Raw genomic sequence first — 21,749 nt, 5'->3', positions numbered from 1 at the left:
CGCCGTTCCCCGAGCGGAACTCCGCTGGAGTTGAGGGCGAAGATGACCTCGTGGAGGAACTCGACAGCATCCGCCGAGACATCACGGCCCACCCGAGCAACGCGTGGGCCGTCGCGGCAGGGTTCGAGCCCGTCTACGTGGCTCATCCGGATGCTCGGTGCCTGATCATCGGCCAGGCCCCGGGCATCAAGGCTCAGCAGAGCGGCATACCGTGGAACGACGCGAGCGGGCGACGCCTCATCGAGTGGCTCGGCGTCGACGAGGCCACCTTCCGCGATCCGGCGGCGTTCGCGATCCTGCCGATGGACTTCTACTACCCCGGCAAGGCCACGACCGGCGACCTGCCGCCGCGGGCCGACTTCGCGCCGAGGTGGCACCCTCCTCTGCTCGAGCTGATGCCACAGATCAGCCTCACGCTGGTCGTCGGCGACTACGCGCAGCGCCACTATCTCGGCGGGAAGAGCTCGCTGACCGAGCGCGTACGCAGCTTCCGCGACTATCTCCCGGAGCGGTTCCCGCTCGTCCACCCCTCACCGCTGAACTTCCGGTGGCAGTCCCGCAACCCCTGGTTCGTGTCCGATGTCCTGCCCGAGCTGAGACAGCGGGTCGCCGAGGCGCTCAACGGCGGTAGCCGTCGCGCACTCGGGACTGGTGACTAAGGGGCGTCAGAACGGCCCGAGGCGCGGCAGCAGCTTCTTCATCGCATCCACGATGCTCGACGCCTCGTCGAATGCCTGCTTGGTCTCCTCCGCCGTGATCGGGGCATCACCTAGCGACGGATACTCGGTGTCGTGGCGACGCAATCGCATCGGCCCGAAGGGGCGAACAACCCCGGCAGCCCGTCCCAGCTGCGCTTGAACGGCTTGTTGGGTTGCCTTGTGGGCACCGATCTCGGAGCGTGCATGGGGCCGAAGCCCTTGGACGGCGAGCATCGCAGTGAGTGCCTTCCGGGACGCGTCGTAGATCAGTGGAAACGCGGAGGTCGGATGAGTGGCCAGCATCAGCGCGGCGGCTGCCAGATGCTCGTCGGCATGACTCATCAGCAACTGCGCATGCTCGACCGAGGGAGTCACTCGTTCCAGGTCGCCATGGTCGAGCATGGTCTCGATCTCAGCATCGCCTTGGGGCCAATGACCGGGTGTCTCAATCGGCTGGTCACTCATCTTGCTCTCCGATCAGGTGGACGACGGGACGCGAGGTCACCGTCGCCTTGAACGAACCACCATCGGCGTCCCACGTCTCAGGCGTCACCACGCGATAGTTCACGTCCCGCCGCAGGATCTTTTCGACAGGGTCGATCGCTTCGAACAGCTCGTCGCGGTCAGGACTTCCGATGACGATCAGATCGATGTCTCCAGGCACCGCTCCTGGTTGTTGGCGATAGCGGGCCGCCCACGAGCCATGTATGAACGCCTCGTCGATCCCCGGTACCTGCTGGAGCGCCTCGCGGAGCAGCCCGATAGGCCCGAAGGTGAGCGCCATGACCTCCGCCAATGGCCGGTACAACGGGTGGTCGGTGGTGGGCGCGATCCCCCGGTTACGGCCGCGGATGGTGCTCTTGACCAGACCTGCATCCTCGAGGCGATCGACTTCGCGTTTGACCGTCGGCACTGTTGTCCCCACAGCCGCGGCGATCTCCGACAGGCTCGGCTGTTCCTCCGGATGGAGCAGCAGCCACGCCAGCACTTCACCCTGGAGCCGCGACCGCAACAGCGGGAGAAGCGTCGGACTCGACGTTTTCATAAAAACGACAATATCATCCATTTTAGGAAACGATGCTGGCTCACCGGGCGAGTCACGGAGTAACCGGATCAAGGACAGCCACGGCTCTTACACCGGTGTATGGATTCGATCCAACGGCACGGTCGCAGACCGGTCAGCGGCCGGACGTAACCGCCTCGCGATCCGGGCTGGCGACGACGGTGACGGACGGTTCTCCGATCCGGGCGTTGACCGCACCGGCGACCACGACCACGAGCGCGGCAGCGGCGGGCAGCAGGAGTGCCGCGTCGGTGCCCCAGCGCTCGGCGATGCCTCCGGTGACCGCGGAGGCCAGGGACTGGCCGAGGATCACCGCGGAGCCGAGCATGGTCATCACGGTGGCCGACCGGCCGACCGGGCTGCGGCGGGCACCGAGGCCGTACTGGGTGACCAGCGTCGGGCCGATGCCGAGACCGATGACGAGCAGCGCGACGACCATCCAGGTCACCGACGACACCGCCGGCAGCGCGAGGGCGCCGGCGAGCATCAGCCCGCCGAAGACCAGCCAGCGCGCGGCCGAGGTGAAGCCGACCGGGAAGGCGGCTACGCCCAGCGCCAGCGCGGCCGAGCCGACGCCCATCGCGGCGTAGACCAGGCCGGCCTCCTCGGGACGCCCGTGGTCGGCCATGAACGCGGTCAGCGAGGTGAGCATCGAGCCGAAGAAGAGCCCGACACCGAGGATGCCGACCACGATGACGACCACGCGCGGACGAGCGAGCTCGCGCACGGAGCCGGCAGCGGGCGTACGGCCGGCCGAGGCCTGTGCGGTCGCGGCGCTCGGGTGGAGGGCGAAGGCGGAGACGAAGATCAGGGTGAGCACCGCGGCGGCGACGACCGGCGCCCAGGGGTCGAGCGTGACGGCGAGGACGCCCGCGACGACGGGACCGACGATGAAGACGATCTCGTCGGCCGCCGACTCGTAGGCCATGGTCGAGTTGATCACCCGCACGCGACGTCCCGGGGCGATGCACGCGGAGATGATCGCCATCAGCCGCGACCGCGACAACGGCGCGATCTGCGGGGCGGTCGCACCGACCATGAACGCCACCGCCAGCACGGCCGCGTCGGGCAGCGGGCTGTAGACGACCCAGGCCATTGCGGCCAGCATCGCGCTGCTCGCGGCGCCGACCACCAGCAGCACACGCCGCTGGCCGAACCGGTCGACCGCGGCGCCGAGGAGCGGGCCGCACGACGCGGCTCCGATCCCCACCATCGCCGAGTTCAGACCGCCGAGCGCCAGCGAGTCACGGCCCGCGACGACCAGCGTCAGCACACCGACGACCATCATCGCGTACGGCATCCGCGCGACCAGCGCGAGTGGGAAGTACGTCCCTCCGACCGAGCGCACCAGACTCTGCTCGCTCTGCACTGACATCTCTTTCGAACCTCCCGCTGCGAACCGCGGCTCTGTGCCGCCTTGGTCCGCCGGCGGGGCCAGCGCGAGGTGATACACACAATGGATACGGAGCGGTGGCTCCGTACCTACAAGAATACGCCGCCCACCCCGGCCACCCGGAATCGCCGAGGTGGGCGCCGGTCAGGGCTCGAGATCGACCATCCCGTTGCCACTGAGGATGTCCAACGGCACCGACACCTGGTCGTGCGCGATCCTCCAGGTGCCGTCGATCCTGCGCAGCCCGTAGGTGACCCGCACCCACATGCCGGCGGTGGCGACCCCGTTCTTCATCGTCCCGCTGAGCCGGCCGAAGGCGTGCCCGAACGCGACGTCGTCACCGATGGTGAGGGTCAGGTCCCGGAGCTCGTAGTCCACCGTCTCGAAGACCTGGAAGACCCGCTCCCAGTTGGCGAGCTTGGCCTCGATCCCGACGTGCTGGAGCGGCGGCTCGACGTCGAAGGACACGACATCGGAGGCGTACGGCTCTCGCAGGGCCTCGAGATCCTTGGCCCGCAGTCCGTCGATGACCTTCTCGATCTGGCCGCGGATCGCGGTCTCCTCCGCCGCGCTCATGACGCGCCTCCCTCGGCCCCGACGAGGCTGCCCTCGCGCAGCGGCGCGAGCGCGGTGCTCCAGGAGATGACCTGGTCCAGGGTTGCGGTCAACGCAGCCTCGTGCCGCTCCCCGGGGACGAACGTGGCGTGGTTCTCGAAGTCGGTGAAGAGCGAGAGCTCCACCGGCCGGCTCACGTCGGCCATGCCCAGCGCCCCGCAGACCGTACGCAGCTGGGCGACCGCCCGGGCGCCGCCGCTGACGCCGTACGAGACGAACCCGACCGCCTTGTTCGTCCACTCCGCACAGGCGTGGTCGATGGCGTTCTTCAGGACTCCGGGCATGCCGCCGTTGTACTCCGGGGTCACGATCACGAAGCCGTCGAACGGAGCGATCCGCGCGGCCCAGTCGCGTGTGTGCTGGTTGGCCGAGGGCCCGAACATCGGCGGCACGGGCTCGTCCAGGTGCGGGAGCGGGTGGTGACGAAGATCGACGAGCTCGAAGGTCGCGTCGTCGCGGTGCGAGGCCTGGTCGTGGACCCATCCGGCGACCTGCGGGCCGACGCGGTTGGGGCGGGTGCTGCCGAGGATGATGCCGATGCTGATCATGTTCCGGACTCCTTTGAAGCTGTCGTGGGTCTGCTGTCCCTCCGACGAAGGAGACGTACGGAATGTCAGGCGGTCTCACAGATCGGGTCCCTGTTTCGTCGGACCGGTAGACATGAAGACCGAAGGAGCCGCCATGCCCGACCCCCACCTCGCCGAGGTGATCAGCGAGCGCCGCCAGCTGATCAATCTCGCCTACCGCCTGCTCGGCTCGCTCGCCGAGGCCGAGGACGTCGCGCAGGAGACCTACACCCGCTGGTACGCCCTGCCCGAGAAGCAGCGGGAGGCGATCGCCAATCCCGGCGCCTGGATGACGACGGTCGCCAGCCGGATCTGCCTGGATCTGCTCGGCTCCGCACGAGCCCGGCGGGAGCACTACGTGGGCGACTGGATCCCGGAGCCGGTGCCCGGGGGCTGGCTCGACGGCAACGAGTCGGCGCCTGCTGACCCCGCCGACCGGGTCACCCTCGACGAGTCGATCAGCATGGCCTTCCTGGTGGTGCTGGACTCGATGACCCCCGCCGAGCGGGTCTCCTTCGTCCTGCACGACATCTTCCGCTACACCTTCGCCGAGATCGCCGACGTCGTCGGCCGCACCCCGGCGGCATGCCGTCAGCTCGCCTCCAGTGCCCGACGCCGCATCGACACCTCACGGGACCCGTCGACCACCGAGCGCGCCGACCTGGTCCGGGGCTTCAAGCAGGCCTGGGAGTCCCGCGACATCGAGGCCCTCGTCGGCCTCCTCGACCCGTCCGCGGTCGCGACCGCGGACGGTGGCGGCCTGGCCCTGGCCTTCCTCGAACCGATCAGCGGCGCTGACCAGATCGCCCGCGCCTGGATCGATATCGCCACACGCGCCCCTGAGGTGACGCTGCGGGAATGCGTCGTCAACGGCCAGCCCGGCCTGATCGGAGAGCTCGACGGCGCCACCGTCTCCGTCTACGCCTTCGACATCGCCGACGGTCGCATCACCCGCATCTGGGCCGTACGCAACCCCGAGAAGCTCGGTCCGTGGGCCTAATTACGTCAGGAGTCAGCCGAGCGTTCGCGCATCAGTCTGAAGACGTCTTGGGCACTGACGGCAGCCTCGAATGGCCCGAAGTACCGCTGAAACACCTCGCGCCGGCGAACGAAGTCCGCGAGCAACTCCTCAACCAACGTGCCGTCTTCGATGCTGAAGCGCCTCTTCCCCGTGGGGTCGAAGATCTTCGCCGTGCCCACACGGGCGAAGGTGTCGAACAGTTGACTAATCTCGGAGACAACATCAGCCGGGTTGGTGAACGACACTCGTATCCCACCCGAGGGGGCAGGCATGTCGACCTCCAGGTCGATCCAATGACACCGCCCTCGCAGCACCAGGTAATGCTCTCCTCGCCTCTCAGCACCGATGTCCAGCAGAGCTGAGACGTACGCATCAGAGGTTCCGGCGGCAGGAACAACCTGATAGACGGCGGACTCGACGCCCATCACGACACCCCTTCGCTCGGCTTGCAACCAGTCGGCGATCGTGAGACTGATCGCCTTTCGTAGTAGAGCACCCATCGACGCCACCCTTGTGAAAGTTTCACAAAGTTGGACCCTCTGCCCTAGCCATCCGCACCTCAGGCTCAGCAGTCGCCGGGGCACTTCAGTAGCGGAGTCAACGCAAGGGCTGCCACTCCGACCATTCGAACTCGACGCCGAGAGCAATCATGAAATCCTCTGGCGCCGAGACTGCTTCGGCGGCGACGGCGAGGCTGAGAAGGCTGGGTGAGTTGTCCCCGCTACCGATCATGGCGACCTCACCTGCCGCCACTTGAAAGGCAGCGACGTCGACCTGAAGACCATCTACGTCCGGTACGCCTGAGGATGCGCAGACCAACGTTGCCGGCGTCGCGTGCTCGGAGCGCAGTCATGCTGGCTGTGTGCTCTCGGCGACGTAGGCTTGGCAGGTGCCTGAGGTACCCCTGGATTTCCCGCGTGCGTGGGTGGAGTTCGTGAACCCCGACGACCCGGACGAGCGGATGCGCTGCGACCTGACCTGGTTGACGTCGGCGTACTCCTGCATCTTCGGCAACGGCTGCCCCGGGATGTTCAAGAGCTCGCCGGACGTGGGGTGCTGCACGCTGGGGGCGCACTTCGCCGACGAGGAGGACGAGGCCCGGACGGCTGAGTTCGTACGGCAGCTGACCCCGGATCTGTGGGAGCAGCACCCGGGGCGCGAGGTGGAGACCGACGACTGGGTCGAGCTCGACGACGAGGGCGAGCGGAAGACCCGGGTCACGGAGTTCCGTGGGCAGGAGTCGTGCGTCCTGGCCAACCGGCCGGACTTCGCCGGCGGATCGGGGTGCGCGCTCCACATCCTGGCCGCGGCCGAGGGCCGGGAACACTTCGAGACGAAGCCGGACGTGTGCTGGCAGCTGCCGATCCGGCGTACGTTCCGCGACGTCGAGCTGACCGACGGGACGACCTACACCGAGGTGACGATCACCGAGTACGACCGGCGCGGCTGGGGTCCGGGCGGCCACGACCTGGACTGGTACTGCTCCGGCAACACCGAGGCCCACGTCGCCGTCGAGCCCGTCTACCTCACCAACCAGGCCGAGCTGACCGAGCTGATGGGCAAGGCGGCGTACGCCGAGCTCGTCCGCCACTGCGAGGCGCACGTCCGGTCACGGTCCGCCCTGGCGCTCCATCCCGCCAGCCCGCGCTGAGCGGCGCTGAACCCCGGGGTGTATCTCGACATCAAGAGATAGTGACCCTGGATTGGTCTCTCTCTCAGCGAGAGTTCAGAATCGTTACATGCGCCTGGACCATGTTTCGTACGCTGCAGGACCCGATGGCTTGGTACAGACCGCCAAGCAGCTCGGTGAGCTGCTCGGCCAGGAGTTCGTCGACGGCGGCGTCCACCCCCGCTTCGGCACCCGCAACTACATCCTTCCGATGCGCGGCGGCCTCTACCTCGAGGTCGTCGAGGCGCTCGAGCACCCGGCCAGCGACAAGGCTCCGTTCGGGCAGGCGGTCAAGGCCCGGTCCGCTCTCGGTGGCGGCTGGATCGGCTTCGTGATCGGCGTCGACGACATGACCCCGATCGAGGAGCGGCTCGGCCGCAAGGCGGTCCCCGGCAACCGTCACCTCCCCGACGGCCGCGAGCTCCACTGGGAGCAGATCGGCATCAACGGCCTGATCGCCGACCCGCAGCTGCCCTACTTCATCAAGTGGGAGACCCCCGATCTCCACCCCGGCAACGCCGGCTCCGACATCACCCTCACCTGCCTGGAGATCTCCGGCGACCCCGAGCGGGTCAAGGACTACCTCGGCGACGAGCTGAAGGAGCGCGTCGACCCGTGGACCGGCAAGCCCGCCGAGAACGTCCACATCGACTGGGTCGCCGAGCACGGCACCCCCGGTCTCCTGGCCGCGCAGTTCGTCACCCCGCGCGGCGAGGTCCGGATCTGACCAGGCTCGACCTGCCAGGGGCGACGGGCGCGATCCCGTCCCCCAACATCTGGAACCACACCGCGACGTACGAGATCGAGAACCGTGCGCTCGACCCGCACGGACGACTCTGGGCAGCCATGTCCGAGACCGGTCCCTGGGCCGGACGCGACGTCCTCGACCTGGGCTGCGGGACCGGGTTCTACCTGCCGCGCTTCGCCGAGGATGCCCGCACCGTCACCGGCATCGAGCCCCATCCGGACCTCGTGACGCTGGCCCGGCGGCGTACGAAGCGGCTCTCGAACGTCACCGTCCACAACGGCATCGCCCAGCGACTCCCGCTGCCGTCGGCATCGGTCGATGTCATGCACGCCCGCTGGGCCTACTTCTTCGGCCCGGGCTCGGAGCCGGGGCTCGGCGAGCTCGACCGGGTGATGCTCCGCGGCGGTGTGGCGATGGTGATCGACAACGACGGCTCCCGGTCGAGCTTCGGCGCATGGTTCCGCCGCGGATACCCGAAGGTTCCACCGCCCGAGGAGCAGGAGCGGTTCTGGTCGAGGCACGGCTGGACGCGCGTCCCCGTCGACATGGACTGGTCGTTCGGATCACGTGCGGACCTGGAGGCGGTCGTACGCATCGAGTTCGACCCCACCACCGCGGCGGCGATCCTCGAAGAACACCAGGGGACGTATGTCGACTACGCGGTGAACCTCTGGTGGAAGCGTTTCTGAATCACCGCACGCGGCCGTGGAAAAAGCGTGACCATTGAGGCTCCCCCCAAGGAAAGGAGTTTCACCATGCACCATTTCCCACGTCTCGGGCGTCGGCTCGGCACGGTCATCGGCACCCTCCTTCTCACGGTCGCGGCCTCCCTCGCCGCGGTCAGCGTCACTGCCGCGCCGGCTCACGCCGACGCCTGCTACACCTGGAGCGGCACCCTGCAGCAGGGCTCCTCAGGCAGCGCGGTCACCCAGCTGCAGATCCGGGTCGCCGGATGGGCGGCCTCCGGCACGGTCTTCTCGATCGACGGGTCCTACGGCCCGGCGACGACGACCGCGGTCCGCAACTTCCAGGCCGCCTACGGGCTCGCCGCCGACGGCGTCGCCGGCGCGAACACGTTCAACAAGATCTACGCGCTCCAGGACGACGACTGCACCCCGGTCCACTTCGCGTGGAGCGAGGTCGACGACGTCTGCTACGGCGGCTGGCCGACGCCGATCTCCGGAGTGACGGTCGCACAGGTCAAGGCCAACCTGATGCAGGCGATGTGGCGAGCCGAGGCGATCCGGCACCGACTCGGCGACAACCCGCTGCGGGTGACCTCGGCCTACCGTTCCAAGGCGTGCAACGACGCCGTCGGCGGCGCCTCCAACAGCAACCACCTCTACGGCCGGGCCATGGATCTGGTGCCCGGCAGCAGCGCGACGACCATGTGCGGCATCGCGCGTGCCTCACGCCAGTCGTTCCCGCAGGTGCTCGGGCCGGGCTACCCCGACCACAGCGACCACATCCATCTCGGCATCCAGTCGAGCGTCTTCCACAGCGCCTCGCAGTGCTTCTGAGTCGCCGAGTCGGCTCAAACTGACAGAAAACTCCGCCGAGTCGGCTCGTCATGACGAGCCGACTCGGCGCGGTTTTTGGTCAGGACGAGCCGACTCGGCCTACGGGGTGTCGGTGAGCTGGTCGGGATCGGGATCGGTCCGACGAGCTCACCGCATGGCATCGTTGTTCCGTGAACCTCGAACCTCCACTTCCCCCGTCACGGGCCGCCACGCTTGGCCCCCACGGAGGGCTCGCCGTAGCCGGCCTGGACGCGGAGGCCGAGGCGGTCTACGGGGCGGTCCTCGCCGCCGGAGCGATCGAGGACGCCGAGGTCGCCCGCACCCTCGGGATCAGTACGGAGGCCGCCGCGCGCACGCTGGACGAGCTCCGCGCGGCTGGGCTGGTCAACCGGGCGGCGGGCGACGGGCGGTTCGCCGCCGTCGACCCGCGGGTCGCGCTGCGCGCGGTCGCGGAACGCGCGGAGGACGGTCTCGCCCGGCTCCGTGCCGCCATCCCGCTGCTCGCCGAGGTCTTCGAGAACCGTGGTGCGGCGGAGAGACCAGGCTCGAGCGTCGGCGTGCTGGTGGGGCCCGACGCCGTGGGCGCGGCGTACAACAGGCTGGAGCATCAAGCCGTCGAGGAGTTCATGGCGTTCGACCGGCCGCCGTACGTGCTCGCGCCGCTCAACCCGCTCGAGCCCGTGGTCATCGCGCGCGGTGTGCGCTGGCGAGCTGTCTACGCGGCCGCGGCCCTGGATCGGCCCGGCGCGTGGGACGAGGTGCGCCGCGCCGTCGAGGCAGGTGAGCAGGCGCGGCTCACGAGCGATCTGCCGGTCAAGCTCGCGATCGCCGACCGGCGGGCCGCGCTCGTGTCGACACGTCTCGACGGCCTGCGGCCCGAGGCGATCCTCACCGATTCCCAACCGCTCGTCGCGCTGCTGTGCGAGGTGTTCGAGGCGCATTGGGAGCAGGCCGCCGACGTGCCGCGCGACGAGCCCGTGCAGCGCGGCCCCGTCCCGGTCGAGCGACGCGGCCCGACGGCCGAGGAGCGGGCGCTGCTCGCGTTCTTCGCGTCCGGAGCGAAGGACGAGGTGATCGCCCGCGAGCTGCATGTCTCGACCCGTACGGTACGTCGGCGCAGCCAGCTGCTCCTGCGGCGTCTCGGCGCCGCGAACCGGTTCCAGGCAGGGGTGCAGGCAGCGCGTCGCGGTTGGGTGTGACCTCGGCCGACGGGGTCTCAATGACGGCTCGCAACCTCGAATGGCCGCCTGCGGCCAGTTGGCCGCTGCCGGACTCTCGCACACGTGCGGTCGAAACATCTGGGCGCTTTCATGAGCACTGAGCCGTCTTGCGCGGATCTCAGAAAGTTCACCGGAAGGTCACCCATGTCCCCCATTTCCCGTCGCGGCGTCACCGTCGCGCTGGCGGTGCCCGCCGTGCTCGCCGGCTCGGCGCTCGTACCCCTGAGCGCCGCGGCCGACCCCGGCGAGTCCGTCGCCGTCATCATCGAGCTCGACAGCCCCGGTGCTGTGCAGCGCGTCGGCGCCGACCGGATCGCCGAGTCGCGATCCGCGAACGGCGACGTCGGCACCCAGCACGCCGTGTCAGCCACCTACAGCGCGATCGCGGACGACATCGCCACCGAGCAGGATGCGACTGTCGACCGTCTTCGGGCGGATGGCATCCCGGTCGACGAGACCGGGAGCGTCGCGGGCCTGATCAACGCGGTCATGGCGGAGGTGCCCGAGCGCAGCCTCGACGAGCTCTCCGCGGCGGACGGTGTCGCGCATGTGACCCGCGACGTGCGGATGCGCGCGCTGACCGTCGACTCCGTCCCGTCCACCGGCGCACCTGCTGTCTGGGAGGAGAAGGATGCCGACGGCACCCCGCTGCGCGGTAAGGGCATGACCGTGGCCGTGATCGACACGGGCGTCGACTACGGGATCGCCGACCTGGGCGGCGGTTTCGGCGAGGGGCACAAGGTCGTCGGTGGCTACGACTTCGTCTCCGACGACGACGACCCGATGGACGAGCACTACCACGGCACCCATGTCGCCGGCATCGTCGCCGGAACAGGAGCCGAGACGACCACCGGCGTGGCACCCGACGCCTCGATCACCGCGTGGCGAGTTCTCGACGCCGACGGTTCGGGCATGATGTCCGACGTCCTCGCCGGTTTCGAGGCCGCGGTCGACCCGACCGGCTCCCACCCCGCCGACGTCGTGAACATGAGCCTGGGCGGCCCGGTGGAGGACAACGACCCCCTCGCGCGCGCCGCGACGGCCGCGGTCGAGGCGGGCACCGTGGTGGTCGCCGCCGCGGGCAACGCCGGTCCGGGCGACGAGACCGTCGGCTCGCCCGCGATCGCGCCCGACGTGATCGCGGTCGGCGCCTCGACCACCGGCATCCGTACGCCGTCGATCACCCTCCGCGGTGCCACGTTGCCGGCCGGGTCGATGCGCCGTTACTCGCTGTCCGCGAACCCCGGCCCGAAGGCCGTCACCGCGCGCGTGATCGACGTGGGCTCCGGCACTCCCGAGGACTACGAGCGCGTCGGTGATGTGACGGGTGCGATCGTCGTGTACCAGAGCCCGACGGCCCAGGCCGTCACGGGCTACGACATGTACCTCTCCGAGCTCGCCGAGCAGAACGGCGCGGTCGGAGCACTCGTCTACCAGCCCACCAACGCCGACCCCGGGGTCGGCGACGGGCCGAGCGACACCCCGATGGGCGGCTTCGAGACCAGCGCCAGCGACGGCGGCGAGCTCGCGGCCCAGGCCGGCTGGGACCAGCGCCGAGCGACGCTCGTGATGATGTCGCTCTACGCCGGCGACTACGGCAACATCCGCCGGGCCGTGCTCGACGGCAAGGTCACCGCGACGATCACGGGCGAGGACGCGACCGACCTGATCGCCTCGTTCAGCTCCCGGGGCCCGGCCGGGACGACGGTCAAGCCCGAGATCGTCGCCCCCGGCGTCGAGATCCGCTCGGACATCCCCGCCTGGCAGGGGATCGAGGGCAACGCGTACCGGCTGTCCGGAACATCGATGGCGGCACCGCACGTCGCGGGTGCCGCGGCGCTGGTACGCCAGGCACACCCCGACGAGTCGGCCCTGAAGGTCCGCGCCCGGCTGATCGGCTCGGCGCGGGAGCTCGACAGCACCGATGCCGGCGTCAGCCCGTTCACGCAGGGCGCCGGGGCGCTCGCGGTCGACCGAGCAGTGGCGCAAGACGTCACCGCTTCGCCCGACGCGCTCTCGTTGGGCCTTGCCGACACGGTGGGCGACGCCCGCTCGCGCACTGCCACCGTCACGCTGACCAACTCGGGCAGGACGACGCAGAAGCTGAAGCTGCACGTCGAGGGGTCGAAGGTCAGCGACGGCCGCATCGAACTGTCGGCCAGGTCGGCCACTCTCAAGCCGGGCGGCCGGGCCGAGGTGACGATCACCCTCACCCCCGCTCACCGCGACCGGCCCGGCGAGGTGTCGGGTGTGCTCGTCGCCACCGGCACCGGCAAGGACGCCGCGCGCGTGCGCGTGCCGTACGCACTGCTGGTGCGCCCGCTCGTCGTACGCGCCACACCGGATGTCGCCGACGGCGCGACGCGCGTCGTCGTGCAGGCGCCGGCGGCGCTCGAGCGTCCGTCCGCCGACGTCGTGGCCCCCTCGGGCCGGCGCACGACCGTGCAGCTGTCGCCCCAGGACGGCCCCGGTTGGTACGCCGCTGACCTCGAGGTGCGGGAGGCAGGGGTCCACCGGATCGATGCGACCGGCACCACGGCCGAAGGACGGCGACTCGGCGGGACCGGGTCCCTCGTGTCGCTGGGGGCCGACCGGCGCGGCGACTGGGAGCAGGTGGGCCCGATCTTCACGGGCGGGCTCACGGTGACCTCGCCGGATCGTGCCGGCACGGCGATCCATGTCGTCCAGGACGGCATCAGCCCGTTCTGGACGAGCGACGGCGGCAAGACCTGGACGCGAGTGCGCTCGATGCCCGTCGCTGCCGGCGTCGGCCTGCCCGCGGCTGACCCGGCCGTACCCGGCGGGTTCTGGCTCGCCGTCAACGGCATGGCCGGGCGCGACGTGCTCGACGCCACGTACCAGGGCCGCCTGCTGCACAGCGCGGACGGCGGGAAGAGCTGGGACGTGCAGTCGCTGCCGGACGAGAACATCCAGGCGTTGGGCGCCGATCGCTCCACGGTCGCCGTCGCGACCGCCGCGGGGCTGCGGTTCAGCCGCGACCACGGCCGGACCTGGGACCTCGTGCCGACCGGCTGGTCAGGATCGGTCGATCACCTGGCGGTGGCTGACGGACGGGTGTACGTGCAGACGTTCGACGGGCTGTGGCGGGTCGATCTGACCGGTCAGACGCCCGGGACGGTCACGCAGGTCGTCACGCCGGACAGCAGCATCAGCTCGCTCTCCGACGTGGCGGTCGCGGGTGACACGGTGATCGCGACCGTATGGAACGCCGAGGATGCGACCGTGCTGCGGTCGTCTGATGCCGGAGCCACCTGGAAGTCGTCGCAGCCGGTGCCCGGCGCCTACTCCCTCGGCCTGTCGGTGGCCGGCGACACCACGTACCTGCGCTTCTTCGACCGTGTGTACGCCAGCACCGACCACGGTGCGACCGCAAAGCCGGTCGCGCTGCCCGAGGGGACCCGCGACGTACGCGACGTCGACGTCTGGCAGGACGGGGACGGGCTGGTGGTGACCACGAGCGCCGGCGTCTGGGGTGGCGACCGCGACACCTGGACGAGGTACCCGCTGGCGGGCGGCAACTCGTGGAGCCTGGCGGTCGGCGCCGATGCCGCGAAGGAGCCCGTGCTGCGCGCCGGTGACGCCGAAGGGATCAAGGTGCGCCGACAGGGAGATCTCGGCACCGGCCCGGCACTCGACTGGGGCCTGACGGGCGACGAGGGCTGGATCGGCCTGTCGGCCCTGGACGTCGAGCAGTCGCCCGTCGGCGCACGCAACGTGTGGTGGGTCCGGCAGGACGGCTTCCTCGGCACGCAGCTGATCCGCCGTACGCTCGATGGCACCGACACGCGCGTCGGCCCCCACGTCGAGGTCGGAGACGTCGCCGTGTCACCGGTGCGGGAGGGCACCGTCGCGATGACGTACGGCGCAGAGCCCGAGACGGGCATCCTCGTCTCGACCGACGGGTTCGCCACGTGGACCACACACCCGTACGACCTCGCGGTCCGCACCGTGGAGTTCGACGCATCCCGGCCCGAGCGGCTGTGGATCGCCGCGAGCGAGGGCCTGTACCGATCGGACGACCTCGGCGCGACGCTCGTGAAGGTGGGAGACGGTCCCATCCGCTCGTTGTCCGTCGAGAAGGACGTCGTGATCGCAGGCACCGATGGCGGCGTGCTGGTCAGCACGGACGGCGGGAGGAGCTTCCGCAGGTCGATGATCCCGAACCTGCGCGCGGCGGTCGGCGCGGTCACCTCGGTCTCGGTCCAGGTCGCAGCCGACTCGTCCGGCAGGCCGGGCAAGGCCGTGCGCGTGCTCGTTGCCGGGAGCACCGATGTCGTCCGCGACGGAGTGCTCGCCTCAGGCGCTGGTGCCTTCGTCAGCACCGATGGGGGCAAGACGTGGCAGCCTGCGTCCGGCGGTCTCACCGCGCTGGACATCCGTGATCTCGCGGTCAGCCAGGACGGCAGATGGCTGTACGCCGGCACCCGCAGAGGAGGCGTGGTCCGCACCACTACCGATGCGCTGGTGAGCGCGCTCGACTGAGCCCTCAGGACATGTCGGTGAGCTGGTCGGGATCGGCATCGGTCCCGACCAGCTCGCGGAGCTTGTCGTTGACGTCCCAGATGCCCACGTTCATCCCGGCGGTCACGGTGGCACCACGCCGCCAGTAGGCGATGAACTCGTCACCGTCGGTGTCGCCACGGAGGAGCACCTCGTCCTCCGGCGCGGAGTGGCCGACGTACTCCATCGAGAACTCGAACTGGTCGGTGAAGAAGTAGGGCTGCCAGTCGTAGGCGCCGCCCTTGCCCAGCATCGACCGCGCCGCCAGCCGGCCCTGCTTGATCGCGTTGTCCCAGTGCTCGACGCGCAGCGGGCCGAGCACGGTGTGCGTCGCGAGCGCGGCGTCGCCTGCGGCGAAGACCCGAGGATCAGACGTACGCAGCCCCTCATCGACCACGATGCCGTCACCGACCTCGAGGCCGGCGTCAGCGGCCAGCTCCGTGGCCGGTGCCGCACCGACGGCGACCAGGACGATGTCGGCGGGGATCTCGCCGTCGCTGGTGCGTACGGCTCCCGGCTCGATCGCCTCGACGGTCGTCCCGGTGTGGATCTCGACGCCGTGGCGGGTGTGGAGAACGGCGACGTGCTCGGCGAGCACCGGGCCGAGGACGTTGAGGAGCGGCTGTGCGGCCGCCTCGAGCACGATCGCCTCTCCCCCGAGCGCGGTCACCGACGCGGCGACCTCGAGCCCGATCCAGCCGCCACCGACCGTGACGACCCGGGTGCCGGGTGCGATCGCATCCTTGAGGCGGCGGGCGTCCTCGACGGTGCGGAGGGTCGTCGCGTGCTCGATGCCGGGGATCGGCGGCGTCTTCGGCTCGGCGCCGGTGGCCAGCAGCAATGTGCCGAAGGGCAGCCGCTCGCCGTTGTCGAGCGTGACGGTCCCGTTGTCCAGGTCCAGGGCGGTCGCGGTGGTGCCGGTGAGGACGGTGACGTCCTTCTCGGCGTACCACGCCTCGTCGTGGGAGAGCTTGAACTCCTTGGCGCCGGCCAGGAAGTCCTTGGAGAGCTGCGGTCGCTCGTAGGGCAGCTCCGGTTCCTTCCCGACCAGGGTCAGGCGGCCGGCGTACCCCTCGTCACGAAGGGTTTCGATGGCGCTGACCGCTGCGAGACCAGCACCGATGACGACGATCTCCTCAGTTCCCATGACGCCATCGTCGCGCGGATCTCGGCTTCTATGAAGACCCTCGCACCGTCAGGGCGGGTTTCAGCATCACGCCGGGCGCGGCGTAGGACGGGGTGGCGAGCAGCTCCTCGAGTGCCTTGACCAGCTCGCGCGCGGCCTCCTCCAGCGGAGGACGTACGGAGGTGATTCCGGGCGGCACCGTCTGCGCGACCTGGGAGTCGTCGAAGCCCACGACCGCGATGTCCTCACCGAGGCGGAGACGCCTCTCGAAGAGGGAGTGGAGCACGCCCATGGCGAGCGTGTCGGAGGCGCAGACGAGCGCGGTCGGCTCGGTCTCGTCGAGGATCGCGTCGGCGGCGGCCTTGCCCGAGCTGATCGAGTCCTCGGTGCGCGAGGCCAGGCCGGTGGTCGAGAGGCCGTGGGTGTGCATCGCGTGGATCCAGCCGCTCCTCCGCTCCTCACCGAGGAGGGAGTCCTTGTGCCAGCCGATCCAGGCGATCTTGGAGTGGCCGCGCTCGATCAGGTGCTCGGTGGCGATCTCGGCACCGTAGGCGAGGTCGACGTCGACCCAGGGATGCTTCGCGTCGGGCTGGGTCCACGGCCGCCCGAAGGAGACGAACCGCGCCCGCCGCGACTGCAGCCAGGTCGTCTGCTGCCCGCCGAGGTGGGTGTCGGTCACGACGAACGCGTCGACCGCGGTCGACCTGAGCAGCTCGTCGTAGCCGTCGAGCGGGTCGGCGGGGTCACCGTAGAAGAGGAGCACGTGGTAGCCGGTCTCGGCCGCGGCCTCGACGAAGCTGTGCACGAACCGGTCCATCATCGCGTTGGCCGTGCCCTCTTGGAGGGCGGGCATCCTGAGTCCGATCAGATGGCTGGCTCTGGTCCGGAGGCTGCGCGCGGCGCGGTTGGGCTGGTAGCCGAGCTTGTCGATCGCGTCCTGCACCCTGGCCAGCGTGTCGGCACGCAACAGATCGGGGTTGTTGACCGCGTTCGAGACCGTCTGCCGGGACACGCCGGCCAGCTCCGCGACGTCCGCCAGGGTCGGCGGAGCGGCCGAGATATGACCGCCGGAACGCGGCACCGCCACGCTCTGCCTCCCTTGATGCCGAAGTGGAACTCTGGATCGTTCCAAGCCATGGTAACGAAGCCTGACCCCGCATGATGCGTTCACCCCTATGTCGGTCTCGACCCGCTTCGCGGGTTCGCGAGCTCACCCCCTGCGCTCGCTCGACCTTCTCGCGTTGCGCCGCCGCTCGTGCCTCGCGGCGACGCAGGCTCGAATGTCGGTGCCGTGCTCTAAGTTGCTGGGCATGGCTACCGCTCGCTCGTCCAAACGCGCCACCTACCGCTGCTCCGAGTGCGGCTGGGAGACCGCGAAGTGGGTCGGCCGCTGCGGCGAGTGCCAGGCGTGGGGGTCGGTCGCCGAGGCGGCGGCCCCGATCGGACGTACGCAGGCAGCCCCGGTCTCCACCGCGGCGGTGCCGATCGGGACCGTGTCGGTGACCGAGTCGGAGCGGCGTACGTCGGGAGTGCCGGAGCTCGACCGGGTCCTCGGTGGCGGGCTGGTGCCGGGCGCCGCGATCCTGCTGGCCGGCGAGCCGGGCGTCGGGAAGTCGACGTTGCTGCTCGAGGTGGCGGCGCAGACGGCGCGCTACGGACGCCGGGCGCTGTACGTGACGGGTGAGGAGTCCGCGTCGCAGGTGCGGCTGCGGGCCGACCGGACCAACGCGATCCAGGACGAGCTCTACCTCGCCGCCGAGACCGATCTCGGCGCCGTGCTGACCCACATCGAGGAGAGCCGGCCCGAGCTGATCGTGGTCGACTCGGTGCAGACCATCGGCGCTTCCGGCGTCGAGGGCGTACCGGGCGGAGTGACCCAGGTGCGCGAGGTGGCGGCGGCGCTGATCCGGGTGGCCAAGACCCGCAACATCACGACCGTCGTGGTCGGCCACGTGACCAAGGACGGGGCGATCGCCGGGCCGCGGGTGCTGGAGCACCTGGTCGACGTGGTCCTCCACTTCGAGGGCGCGCGCGACTCACGGTTCCGGATGGTGCGGGCGATGAAGAACCGCTTCGGCCCGGTCGACGAGGTGGGCTGCTTCGACCTGTCCTCGGAGGGGATCGTGGCGGTCACCGACCCGTCCGGGCTCTTCGTGGAGACCCATCACGTCTCGGTGCCCGGCACGTGCGTCACCGTGACGATGGAGGGTCGCCGGCCGCTGCTCGCCGAGATCCAGGCGCTGACCGTGCTCGGCGCGGAGGAGCGGGCCAAACGTACGACCTCGGGGCTGGACGGCTCCCGGCTCGCGATGATTCTCGCCGTGCTGCAGCGCCACGCCAGGGTCGGTCTCTCCGGTCGCGACGTGTTCGCCTCGACCGTCGGTGGGGCCCGGATCAGTGATCCGGCCGCCGACCTGGCGATGGCGCTCGCGGTCGCCTCGAGCCATACCGGCACGCCGACACCGCGCGGGGTGGTCGCGCTCGGCGAGATCGGCCTCGCGGGCGAGCTGCGCCGGGTGCGCGATCTCGACCAGCGGCTCTCCGAAGCGGCACGACTCGGGTTCACCGTGGCCGTCGTCCCGGCCGATCCGGGAGCCCCTGTGCCCAACCGTCCCAATGAGCGCGAAGTCGACGGGATGCGTGTCTTTGAGGTGCACAGCATCAGTGCTGCGCTGGAATTCCTCCGCTTGGTGTGATCGGCTTGGTGACTCGTGGCCGAACGTTCTCGGCATTACGGTTGGATCCACGGTTAGAATCACCCCATCCCACTCCGAAAGGAATCTCGTGCCCGCCGACCGCACCGCGGACTCCATCCGACTGCGCGAGACGCTTGCTCTGATCGCGCCCGGGACACCGCTGCGTGACGGGCTCGAGCGCATCCTCCGCGGCCGCACCGGCGCACTGATCGTGCTCGGCTACGACAAGATGGTCGATGGGATATCGACCGGTGGCTTCACGCTCGACGTTCCGTTCACCTCCACCGGCCTGCGTGAGCTCGCCAAGATGGACGGGGCGATCATCGTCGACGACTCGCTGAGTCGCATCGTGCAGGCCGCAGTCCACCTGATGCCCGACCACACCATCCCCTCGACCGAGACCGGCACCCGGCACCGCACCGCCGACCGGGTCGCGAAGCAGACCGGTCACCCGGTGATCTCGGTCTCCCAGTCGATGCAGATCATCGCTGCGTACGTCGGGGAGACCCGCCACGTCCTGGAGGACTCCGGCCAGATCCTCTCCCGTGCCAACCAGGCGCTGGCGACCCTGGAGCGCTACAAGCTGCGCCTCGACGAGGTGGCCTCCACCCTGTCCGCGCTCGAGATCGAGGACCTGGTGACCGTGCGCGACGTGGCCGTCGTGGCCCAGCGCCTGGAGATGGTCACCCGCATCGCCCGCGAGATCGAGGACTACGTGCTCGAGCTCGGCACCGACGGCCGACTGCTGTCCCTCCAGCTGGAAGAGCTCATCACCGGCGTCGACGCTGAGCGCGAGATGGTCATCCGCGACTACCTTCCCCGCGGCCGCCGCGCCCGCAGCCCCGAGGAGTTGCTCGCCGAGCTCGAGGCGCTCAACTCCGCCGAGCTCGTCGACCCCGCCGCCACCGCCCGGGTTCTGGGCCTCACCACCTCCGACGCTCTCGACGGCGCCGTCGCCCCGCGCGGCTACCGCCTCCTGGCGAAGGTCCCCCGCCTCCCACCCGCCGTGGTCGACCGCCTGGTCGACCACTTCGGCACCCTGCAGAAGCTCCTCTCCGCCAGCGTCGACGACCTCCAGGCCGTCGAGGGCGTCGGCGAGCTCCGCGCCCGCTCCGTACGCGAGGGCCTCTCCCGCCTCGCCGAGTCCACGATCCTCGAGCGCTACGTCTGACCCTGCCGGGGCGTCACCCGCCTCGGGTCAGTGGGCCGGGGTGTCCGGTTCCGTACGCGACAGGGCGGTGCCCGGCTTGTAGAGGCCGAAGGTGGCCGATGACGGTTCGCCACCGAGGGCGGCGGCGACGATCACGAAGAAGTTCGGCTTCACCCACGGGCCGTGGCCGGTGCACTCGCCGGCGACGACGCGGCGGCCGCTCCAGGTCAGGGGCAGCGTGGTGACGACGTCGCGACGTACGACGATCTCCTTGGTCGGCACCGCCTTGGCGCAGTCGACCGTGGACCAGACCAGGTCGCCGCCCTTCTGCGAGATCCGCACCTGGAGCGCGTCCGCGGACAGCTTCCAGGTGCACGCGGACGCCTTCACGGTGCGCAGCTGAAGCGGGATGGTCACGTTGTCGTAGGAGTAGGCGTCGGTGACCGCCGGCTCGACGACGATGTCGGAGGGCGAGCACTCGCCGGTCGGCTCCGGCGGTGCGCTGCTCTTCGGCTTCTTGGGCTTGTTGTTGCCGCCCGCGCTGCCCGCCTCCTTCGACGGCTTCGCGCTGGGCGTCGGTGTGACCGTCACGGTCGCCGTGGGCTCGTCGGCCACAGGGGTCGCGGTGTCGTCCGCGCCGTCGGAACCGCTGAGGAAGAACCGCGAGATCCCGACGATCAGGAGCAGGACGATGCCGACCACCGCGAGCCGCCGGCGCCAGTAGACCGAGGCCGGCAGCCGTCCTCCAGTCCTTCTCGAGCGGGCCATAGGCGACACCGTAATGATCCCGTGCCCAGGTTTCGGGGTGCCACTCCGTGGCAATACCTGTCGCACGGCACAATCTGGGTGTGACAGTTCTCCACGACGCCGTCCTGGACTGGTACGACGCCAACGCCCGCGACCTCCCGTGGCGCTCCGCGACCGCGACACCGTGGTCGGTGATGGTCAGCGAGTTCATGCTCCAGCAGACGCCGGTCTCCCGCGTACTCCCGGTCCACGAGGCCTGGATGGAGCGCTGGCCGACCCCGGCCGACCTGGCCGCGGAGCCGACCGGAGAGGCCGTACGCGCCTGGGGCCGCCTCGGCTACCCCCGTCGGGCGCTGCGGCTGCACGCGGCCGCCACCGCGATCGTCGAGCAGCACGGCGGCGAGGTGCCGGCCACGTACGACGAGCTGATCGCGCTCCCGGGCGTCGGCGACTACACCGCGGCGGCGATCGCCACCTTCGCCTACGGCAAGCGCCACGTGGTCCTCGACACGAACGTACGCCGCGTCTTCGCCCGGACCCTGAGCGGCGTCGAGTTCCCCGCGCAGTCGGTCAACAAGGCCGAGCGCGAGCTCGCCGCCGGCGTACTCCCCCAGGACGAGCCGACCGCCGCCACCTGGTCGGTAGCGGTCATGGAGCTCGGCGCCCTCGTCTGCACCGCCGCCAACCCGTCCTGCACCCGATGCCCGGTGGCGGACCAGTGCGCCTGGCGAGCGGCCGGCCACCCGGCGTACGACGGACCGCCTCGCAAGGTCCAGACCTGGGCCGGCACCGACCGCCAGTGCCGCGGCCGCCTGATGGCCGTTCTCCGCGACGCCGACTCCCCCGTCCACCGCAGCCGTCTCGACGTCGTCTGGTCCGACGACACCCAACGACGACGGGCTCTGGAAGGCCTCCTGAAAGACAATCTGGCCACCGAGGTGGAACCAGACTTCTTCGCCCTCCCCTAACCAACCGCCGAGTCGTTAGTTGTGGCGG

General features: G+C 70.1%; 20 protein-coding genes. 11 read left to right on the top strand and 9 right to left on the bottom strand.

Annotated elements, in window-relative coordinates; translation table 11 throughout:
- The first annotated feature begins 50 nt into the window (after positions 1-50).
- Positions 51-659 carry a uracil-DNA glycosylase family protein gene (locus ACW14X_RS16335; RefSeq protein ID WP_457162675.1) on the top strand — a complete coding sequence of 203 codons (609 nt, stop codon included), beginning with the start codon at positions 51-53 and terminating at the stop codon, positions 657-659.
- Between the two features lie 6 nt (positions 660-665).
- On the opposite strand, the gene ACW14X_RS16330 is transcribed toward ACW14X_RS16335, so the two are convergent.
- From ACW14X_RS16330 to ACW14X_RS16310, 5 genes are all read right to left on the bottom strand, one after another.
- A complete protein-coding gene (locus ACW14X_RS16330; RefSeq protein ID WP_160026430.1) occupies positions 666-1,163 on the bottom strand; it encodes a type 2 periplasmic-binding domain-containing protein in 498 nt (165 codons plus the stop codon).
- On the bottom strand, positions 1,156-1,764 hold the full coding sequence (locus ACW14X_RS16325) for a MarR family transcriptional regulator (RefSeq protein ID WP_457162674.1): 609 nt from the start codon (positions 1,762-1,764) through the stop codon (positions 1,156-1,158). Before ACW14X_RS16325 ends, ACW14X_RS16330 begins: the two co-directional genes overlap by 8 nt.
- Positions 1,765-1,876: 112 nt before the next feature.
- Complete coding sequence (locus tag ACW14X_RS16320) at positions 1,877-3,136, bottom strand: MFS transporter (protein WP_457162673.1); 1,260 nt, start codon at positions 3,134-3,136, stop codon at positions 1,877-1,879.
- Positions 3,137-3,298: 162 nt separating this feature from the next.
- Positions 3,299-3,730 (bottom strand): YybH family protein, encoded by a 432-nt coding sequence (locus ACW14X_RS16315; RefSeq protein ID WP_457162672.1) that lies wholly within the window; start codon positions 3,728-3,730, stop codon positions 3,299-3,301.
- Complete coding sequence (locus tag ACW14X_RS16310; protein ID WP_457162671.1) at positions 3,727-4,317, bottom strand: NADPH-dependent FMN reductase; 591 nt, start codon at positions 4,315-4,317, stop codon at positions 3,727-3,729. The genes ACW14X_RS16315 and ACW14X_RS16310 overlap by 4 nt, the downstream gene beginning before the upstream one ends.
- A 133-nt stretch (positions 4,318-4,450) precedes the next feature.
- Here ACW14X_RS16310 and sigJ point away from each other — a divergent pair, with 133 nt between their 5' ends.
- Entirely contained in the window at positions 4,451-5,335 is an 885-nt protein-coding gene (gene sigJ / locus ACW14X_RS16305) for an RNA polymerase sigma factor SigJ (protein WP_457162670.1), read from the top strand.
- Positions 5,336-5,340: 5 nt separating this feature from the next.
- On the opposite strand, the gene ACW14X_RS16300 is transcribed toward sigJ, so the two are convergent.
- Positions 5,341-5,856, bottom strand: coding sequence for a hypothetical protein (locus tag ACW14X_RS16300; protein ID WP_457162669.1), 516 nt, complete (start codon positions 5,854-5,856; stop codon positions 5,341-5,343).
- Between the two features lie 389 nt (positions 5,857-6,245).
- On the opposite strand from ACW14X_RS16300, the gene ACW14X_RS16295 reads away from it, so the two are divergent.
- The 6 genes from ACW14X_RS16295 (at position 6,246) to ACW14X_RS16270 (ending at position 15,016) form a co-directional block, all read left to right on the top strand.
- Entirely contained in the window at positions 6,246-7,007 is a 762-nt protein-coding gene (locus ACW14X_RS16295) for a hypothetical protein (RefSeq protein ID WP_350838775.1), read from the top strand.
- 88 nt (positions 7,008-7,095) lie between these two features.
- Positions 7,096-7,752, top strand: a complete 657-nt coding sequence (locus tag ACW14X_RS16290) for a VOC family protein (RefSeq protein WP_457162668.1) — start codon at positions 7,096-7,098, stop codon at positions 7,750-7,752.
- Positions 7,753-7,871: 119 nt separating this feature from the next.
- Complete coding sequence (locus ACW14X_RS16285; RefSeq protein ID WP_457162667.1) at positions 7,872-8,462, top strand: class I SAM-dependent methyltransferase; 591 nt, start codon at positions 7,872-7,874, stop codon at positions 8,460-8,462.
- Positions 8,463-8,528: 66 nt separating this feature from the next.
- Complete coding sequence (locus ACW14X_RS16280) at positions 8,529-9,293, top strand: D-Ala-D-Ala carboxypeptidase family metallohydrolase (RefSeq protein WP_457162666.1); 765 nt, start codon at positions 8,529-8,531, stop codon at positions 9,291-9,293.
- Positions 9,294-9,463: 170 nt separating this feature from the next.
- Positions 9,464-10,492: a LuxR C-terminal-related transcriptional regulator gene (locus tag ACW14X_RS16275; RefSeq protein ID WP_457162665.1), complete on the top strand. Its 1,029-nt coding sequence runs from the start codon at positions 9,464-9,466 to the stop codon at positions 10,490-10,492.
- Between the two features lie 165 nt (positions 10,493-10,657).
- Positions 10,658-15,016, top strand: coding sequence for a S8 family serine peptidase (locus ACW14X_RS16270; protein ID WP_457162664.1), 4,359 nt, complete (start codon positions 10,658-10,660; stop codon positions 15,014-15,016).
- 4 nt (positions 15,017-15,020) lie between these two features.
- Here ACW14X_RS16270 and ACW14X_RS16265 read toward each other — a convergent pair whose 3' ends face one another.
- Both ACW14X_RS16265 and ACW14X_RS16260 read right to left on the bottom strand, forming a co-directional pair.
- Positions 15,021-16,181, bottom strand: coding sequence for an NAD(P)/FAD-dependent oxidoreductase (locus tag ACW14X_RS16265; RefSeq protein WP_457162663.1), 1,161 nt, complete (start codon positions 16,179-16,181; stop codon positions 15,021-15,023).
- Between the two features lie 28 nt (positions 16,182-16,209).
- Positions 16,210-17,247: a LacI family DNA-binding transcriptional regulator gene (locus tag ACW14X_RS16260; RefSeq protein WP_160026416.1), complete on the bottom strand. Its 1,038-nt coding sequence runs from the start codon at positions 17,245-17,247 to the stop codon at positions 16,210-16,212.
- A gap of 223 nt (positions 17,248-17,470) precedes the next feature.
- Between ACW14X_RS16260 and radA the strand changes: the two genes are divergently transcribed.
- Both radA and disA read left to right on the top strand, forming a co-directional pair.
- Positions 17,471-18,856 carry a DNA repair protein RadA gene (gene radA, locus ACW14X_RS16255; RefSeq protein WP_160026415.1) on the top strand — a complete coding sequence of 462 codons (1,386 nt, stop codon included), beginning with the start codon at positions 17,471-17,473 and terminating at the stop codon, positions 18,854-18,856.
- An 88-nt stretch (positions 18,857-18,944) separates the two neighbouring features.
- Complete coding sequence (disA, locus tag ACW14X_RS16250) at positions 18,945-20,027, top strand: DNA integrity scanning diadenylate cyclase DisA (RefSeq protein WP_141801687.1); 1,083 nt, start codon at positions 18,945-18,947, stop codon at positions 20,025-20,027.
- A 27-nt stretch (positions 20,028-20,054) separates the two neighbouring features.
- Here the strand turns inward: disA and ACW14X_RS16245 are convergent, their stop codons facing one another.
- On the bottom strand, positions 20,055-20,774 hold the full coding sequence (locus tag ACW14X_RS16245) for a hypothetical protein (RefSeq protein WP_457162662.1): 720 nt from the start codon (positions 20,772-20,774) through the stop codon (positions 20,055-20,057).
- 74 nt (positions 20,775-20,848) lie between these two features.
- Between ACW14X_RS16245 and ACW14X_RS16240 the strand changes: the two genes are divergently transcribed.
- Positions 20,849-21,721, top strand: coding sequence for an A/G-specific adenine glycosylase (locus ACW14X_RS16240; RefSeq protein WP_457166070.1), 873 nt, complete (start codon positions 20,849-20,851; stop codon positions 21,719-21,721).
- The last annotated feature ends 28 nt before the right edge of the window (positions 21,722-21,749 follow it).

Source organism: Nocardioides sp. YJ-D4 (genome assembly GCF_054031495.1).
Note: the sequence above shows the minus strand (reverse complement) of the source record. Positions and strands in the feature narration are given on the sequence as shown.

Coding starts and splice junctions, on each gene's coding strand:
- ACW14X_RS16285 (WP_457162667.1), top strand. CDS start 7,872: ATGTCCGAGACCGGTCCCTGGGCCGGACGCGACGTCCTCGACCTGGGC.
- ACW14X_RS16280 (WP_457162666.1), top strand. CDS start 8,529: ATGCACCATTTCCCACGTCTCGGGCGTCGGCTCGGCACGGTCATCGGC.
- ACW14X_RS16290 (WP_457162668.1), top strand. CDS start 7,096: ATGCGCCTGGACCATGTTTCGTACGCTGCAGGACCCGATGGCTTGGTA.
- ACW14X_RS16270 (WP_457162664.1), top strand. CDS start 10,658: ATGTCCCCCATTTCCCGTCGCGGCGTCACCGTCGCGCTGGCGGTGCCC.
- ACW14X_RS16300 (WP_457162669.1), bottom strand. CDS start 5,856: ATGGGTGCTCTACTACGAAAGGCGATCAGTCTCACGATCGCCGACTGG.
- ACW14X_RS16330 (WP_160026430.1), bottom strand. CDS start 1,163: ATGAGTGACCAGCCGATTGAGACACCCGGTCATTGGCCCCAAGGCGAT.
- ACW14X_RS16310 (WP_457162671.1), bottom strand. CDS start 4,317: ATGATCAGCATCGGCATCATCCTCGGCAGCACCCGCCCCAACCGCGTC.
- ACW14X_RS16325 (WP_457162674.1), bottom strand. CDS start 1,764: ATGGATGATATTGTCGTTTTTATGAAAACGTCGAGTCCGACGCTTCTC.
- ACW14X_RS16245 (WP_457162662.1), bottom strand. CDS start 20,774: ATGGCCCGCTCGAGAAGGACTGGAGGACGGCTGCCGGCCTCGGTCTAC.
- ACW14X_RS16315 (WP_457162672.1), bottom strand. CDS start 3,730: ATGAGCGCGGCGGAGGAGACCGCGATCCGCGGCCAGATCGAGAAGGTC.
- ACW14X_RS16265 (WP_457162663.1), bottom strand. CDS start 16,181: ATGGGAACTGAGGAGATCGTCGTCATCGGTGCTGGTCTCGCAGCGGTC.
- radA (WP_160026415.1), top strand. CDS start 17,471: ATGGCTACCGCTCGCTCGTCCAAACGCGCCACCTACCGCTGCTCCGAG.
- ACW14X_RS16320 (WP_457162673.1), bottom strand. CDS start 3,136: ATGTCAGTGCAGAGCGAGCAGAGTCTGGTGCGCTCGGTCGGAGGGACG.
- sigJ (WP_457162670.1), top strand. CDS start 4,451: ATGCCCGACCCCCACCTCGCCGAGGTGATCAGCGAGCGCCGCCAGCTG.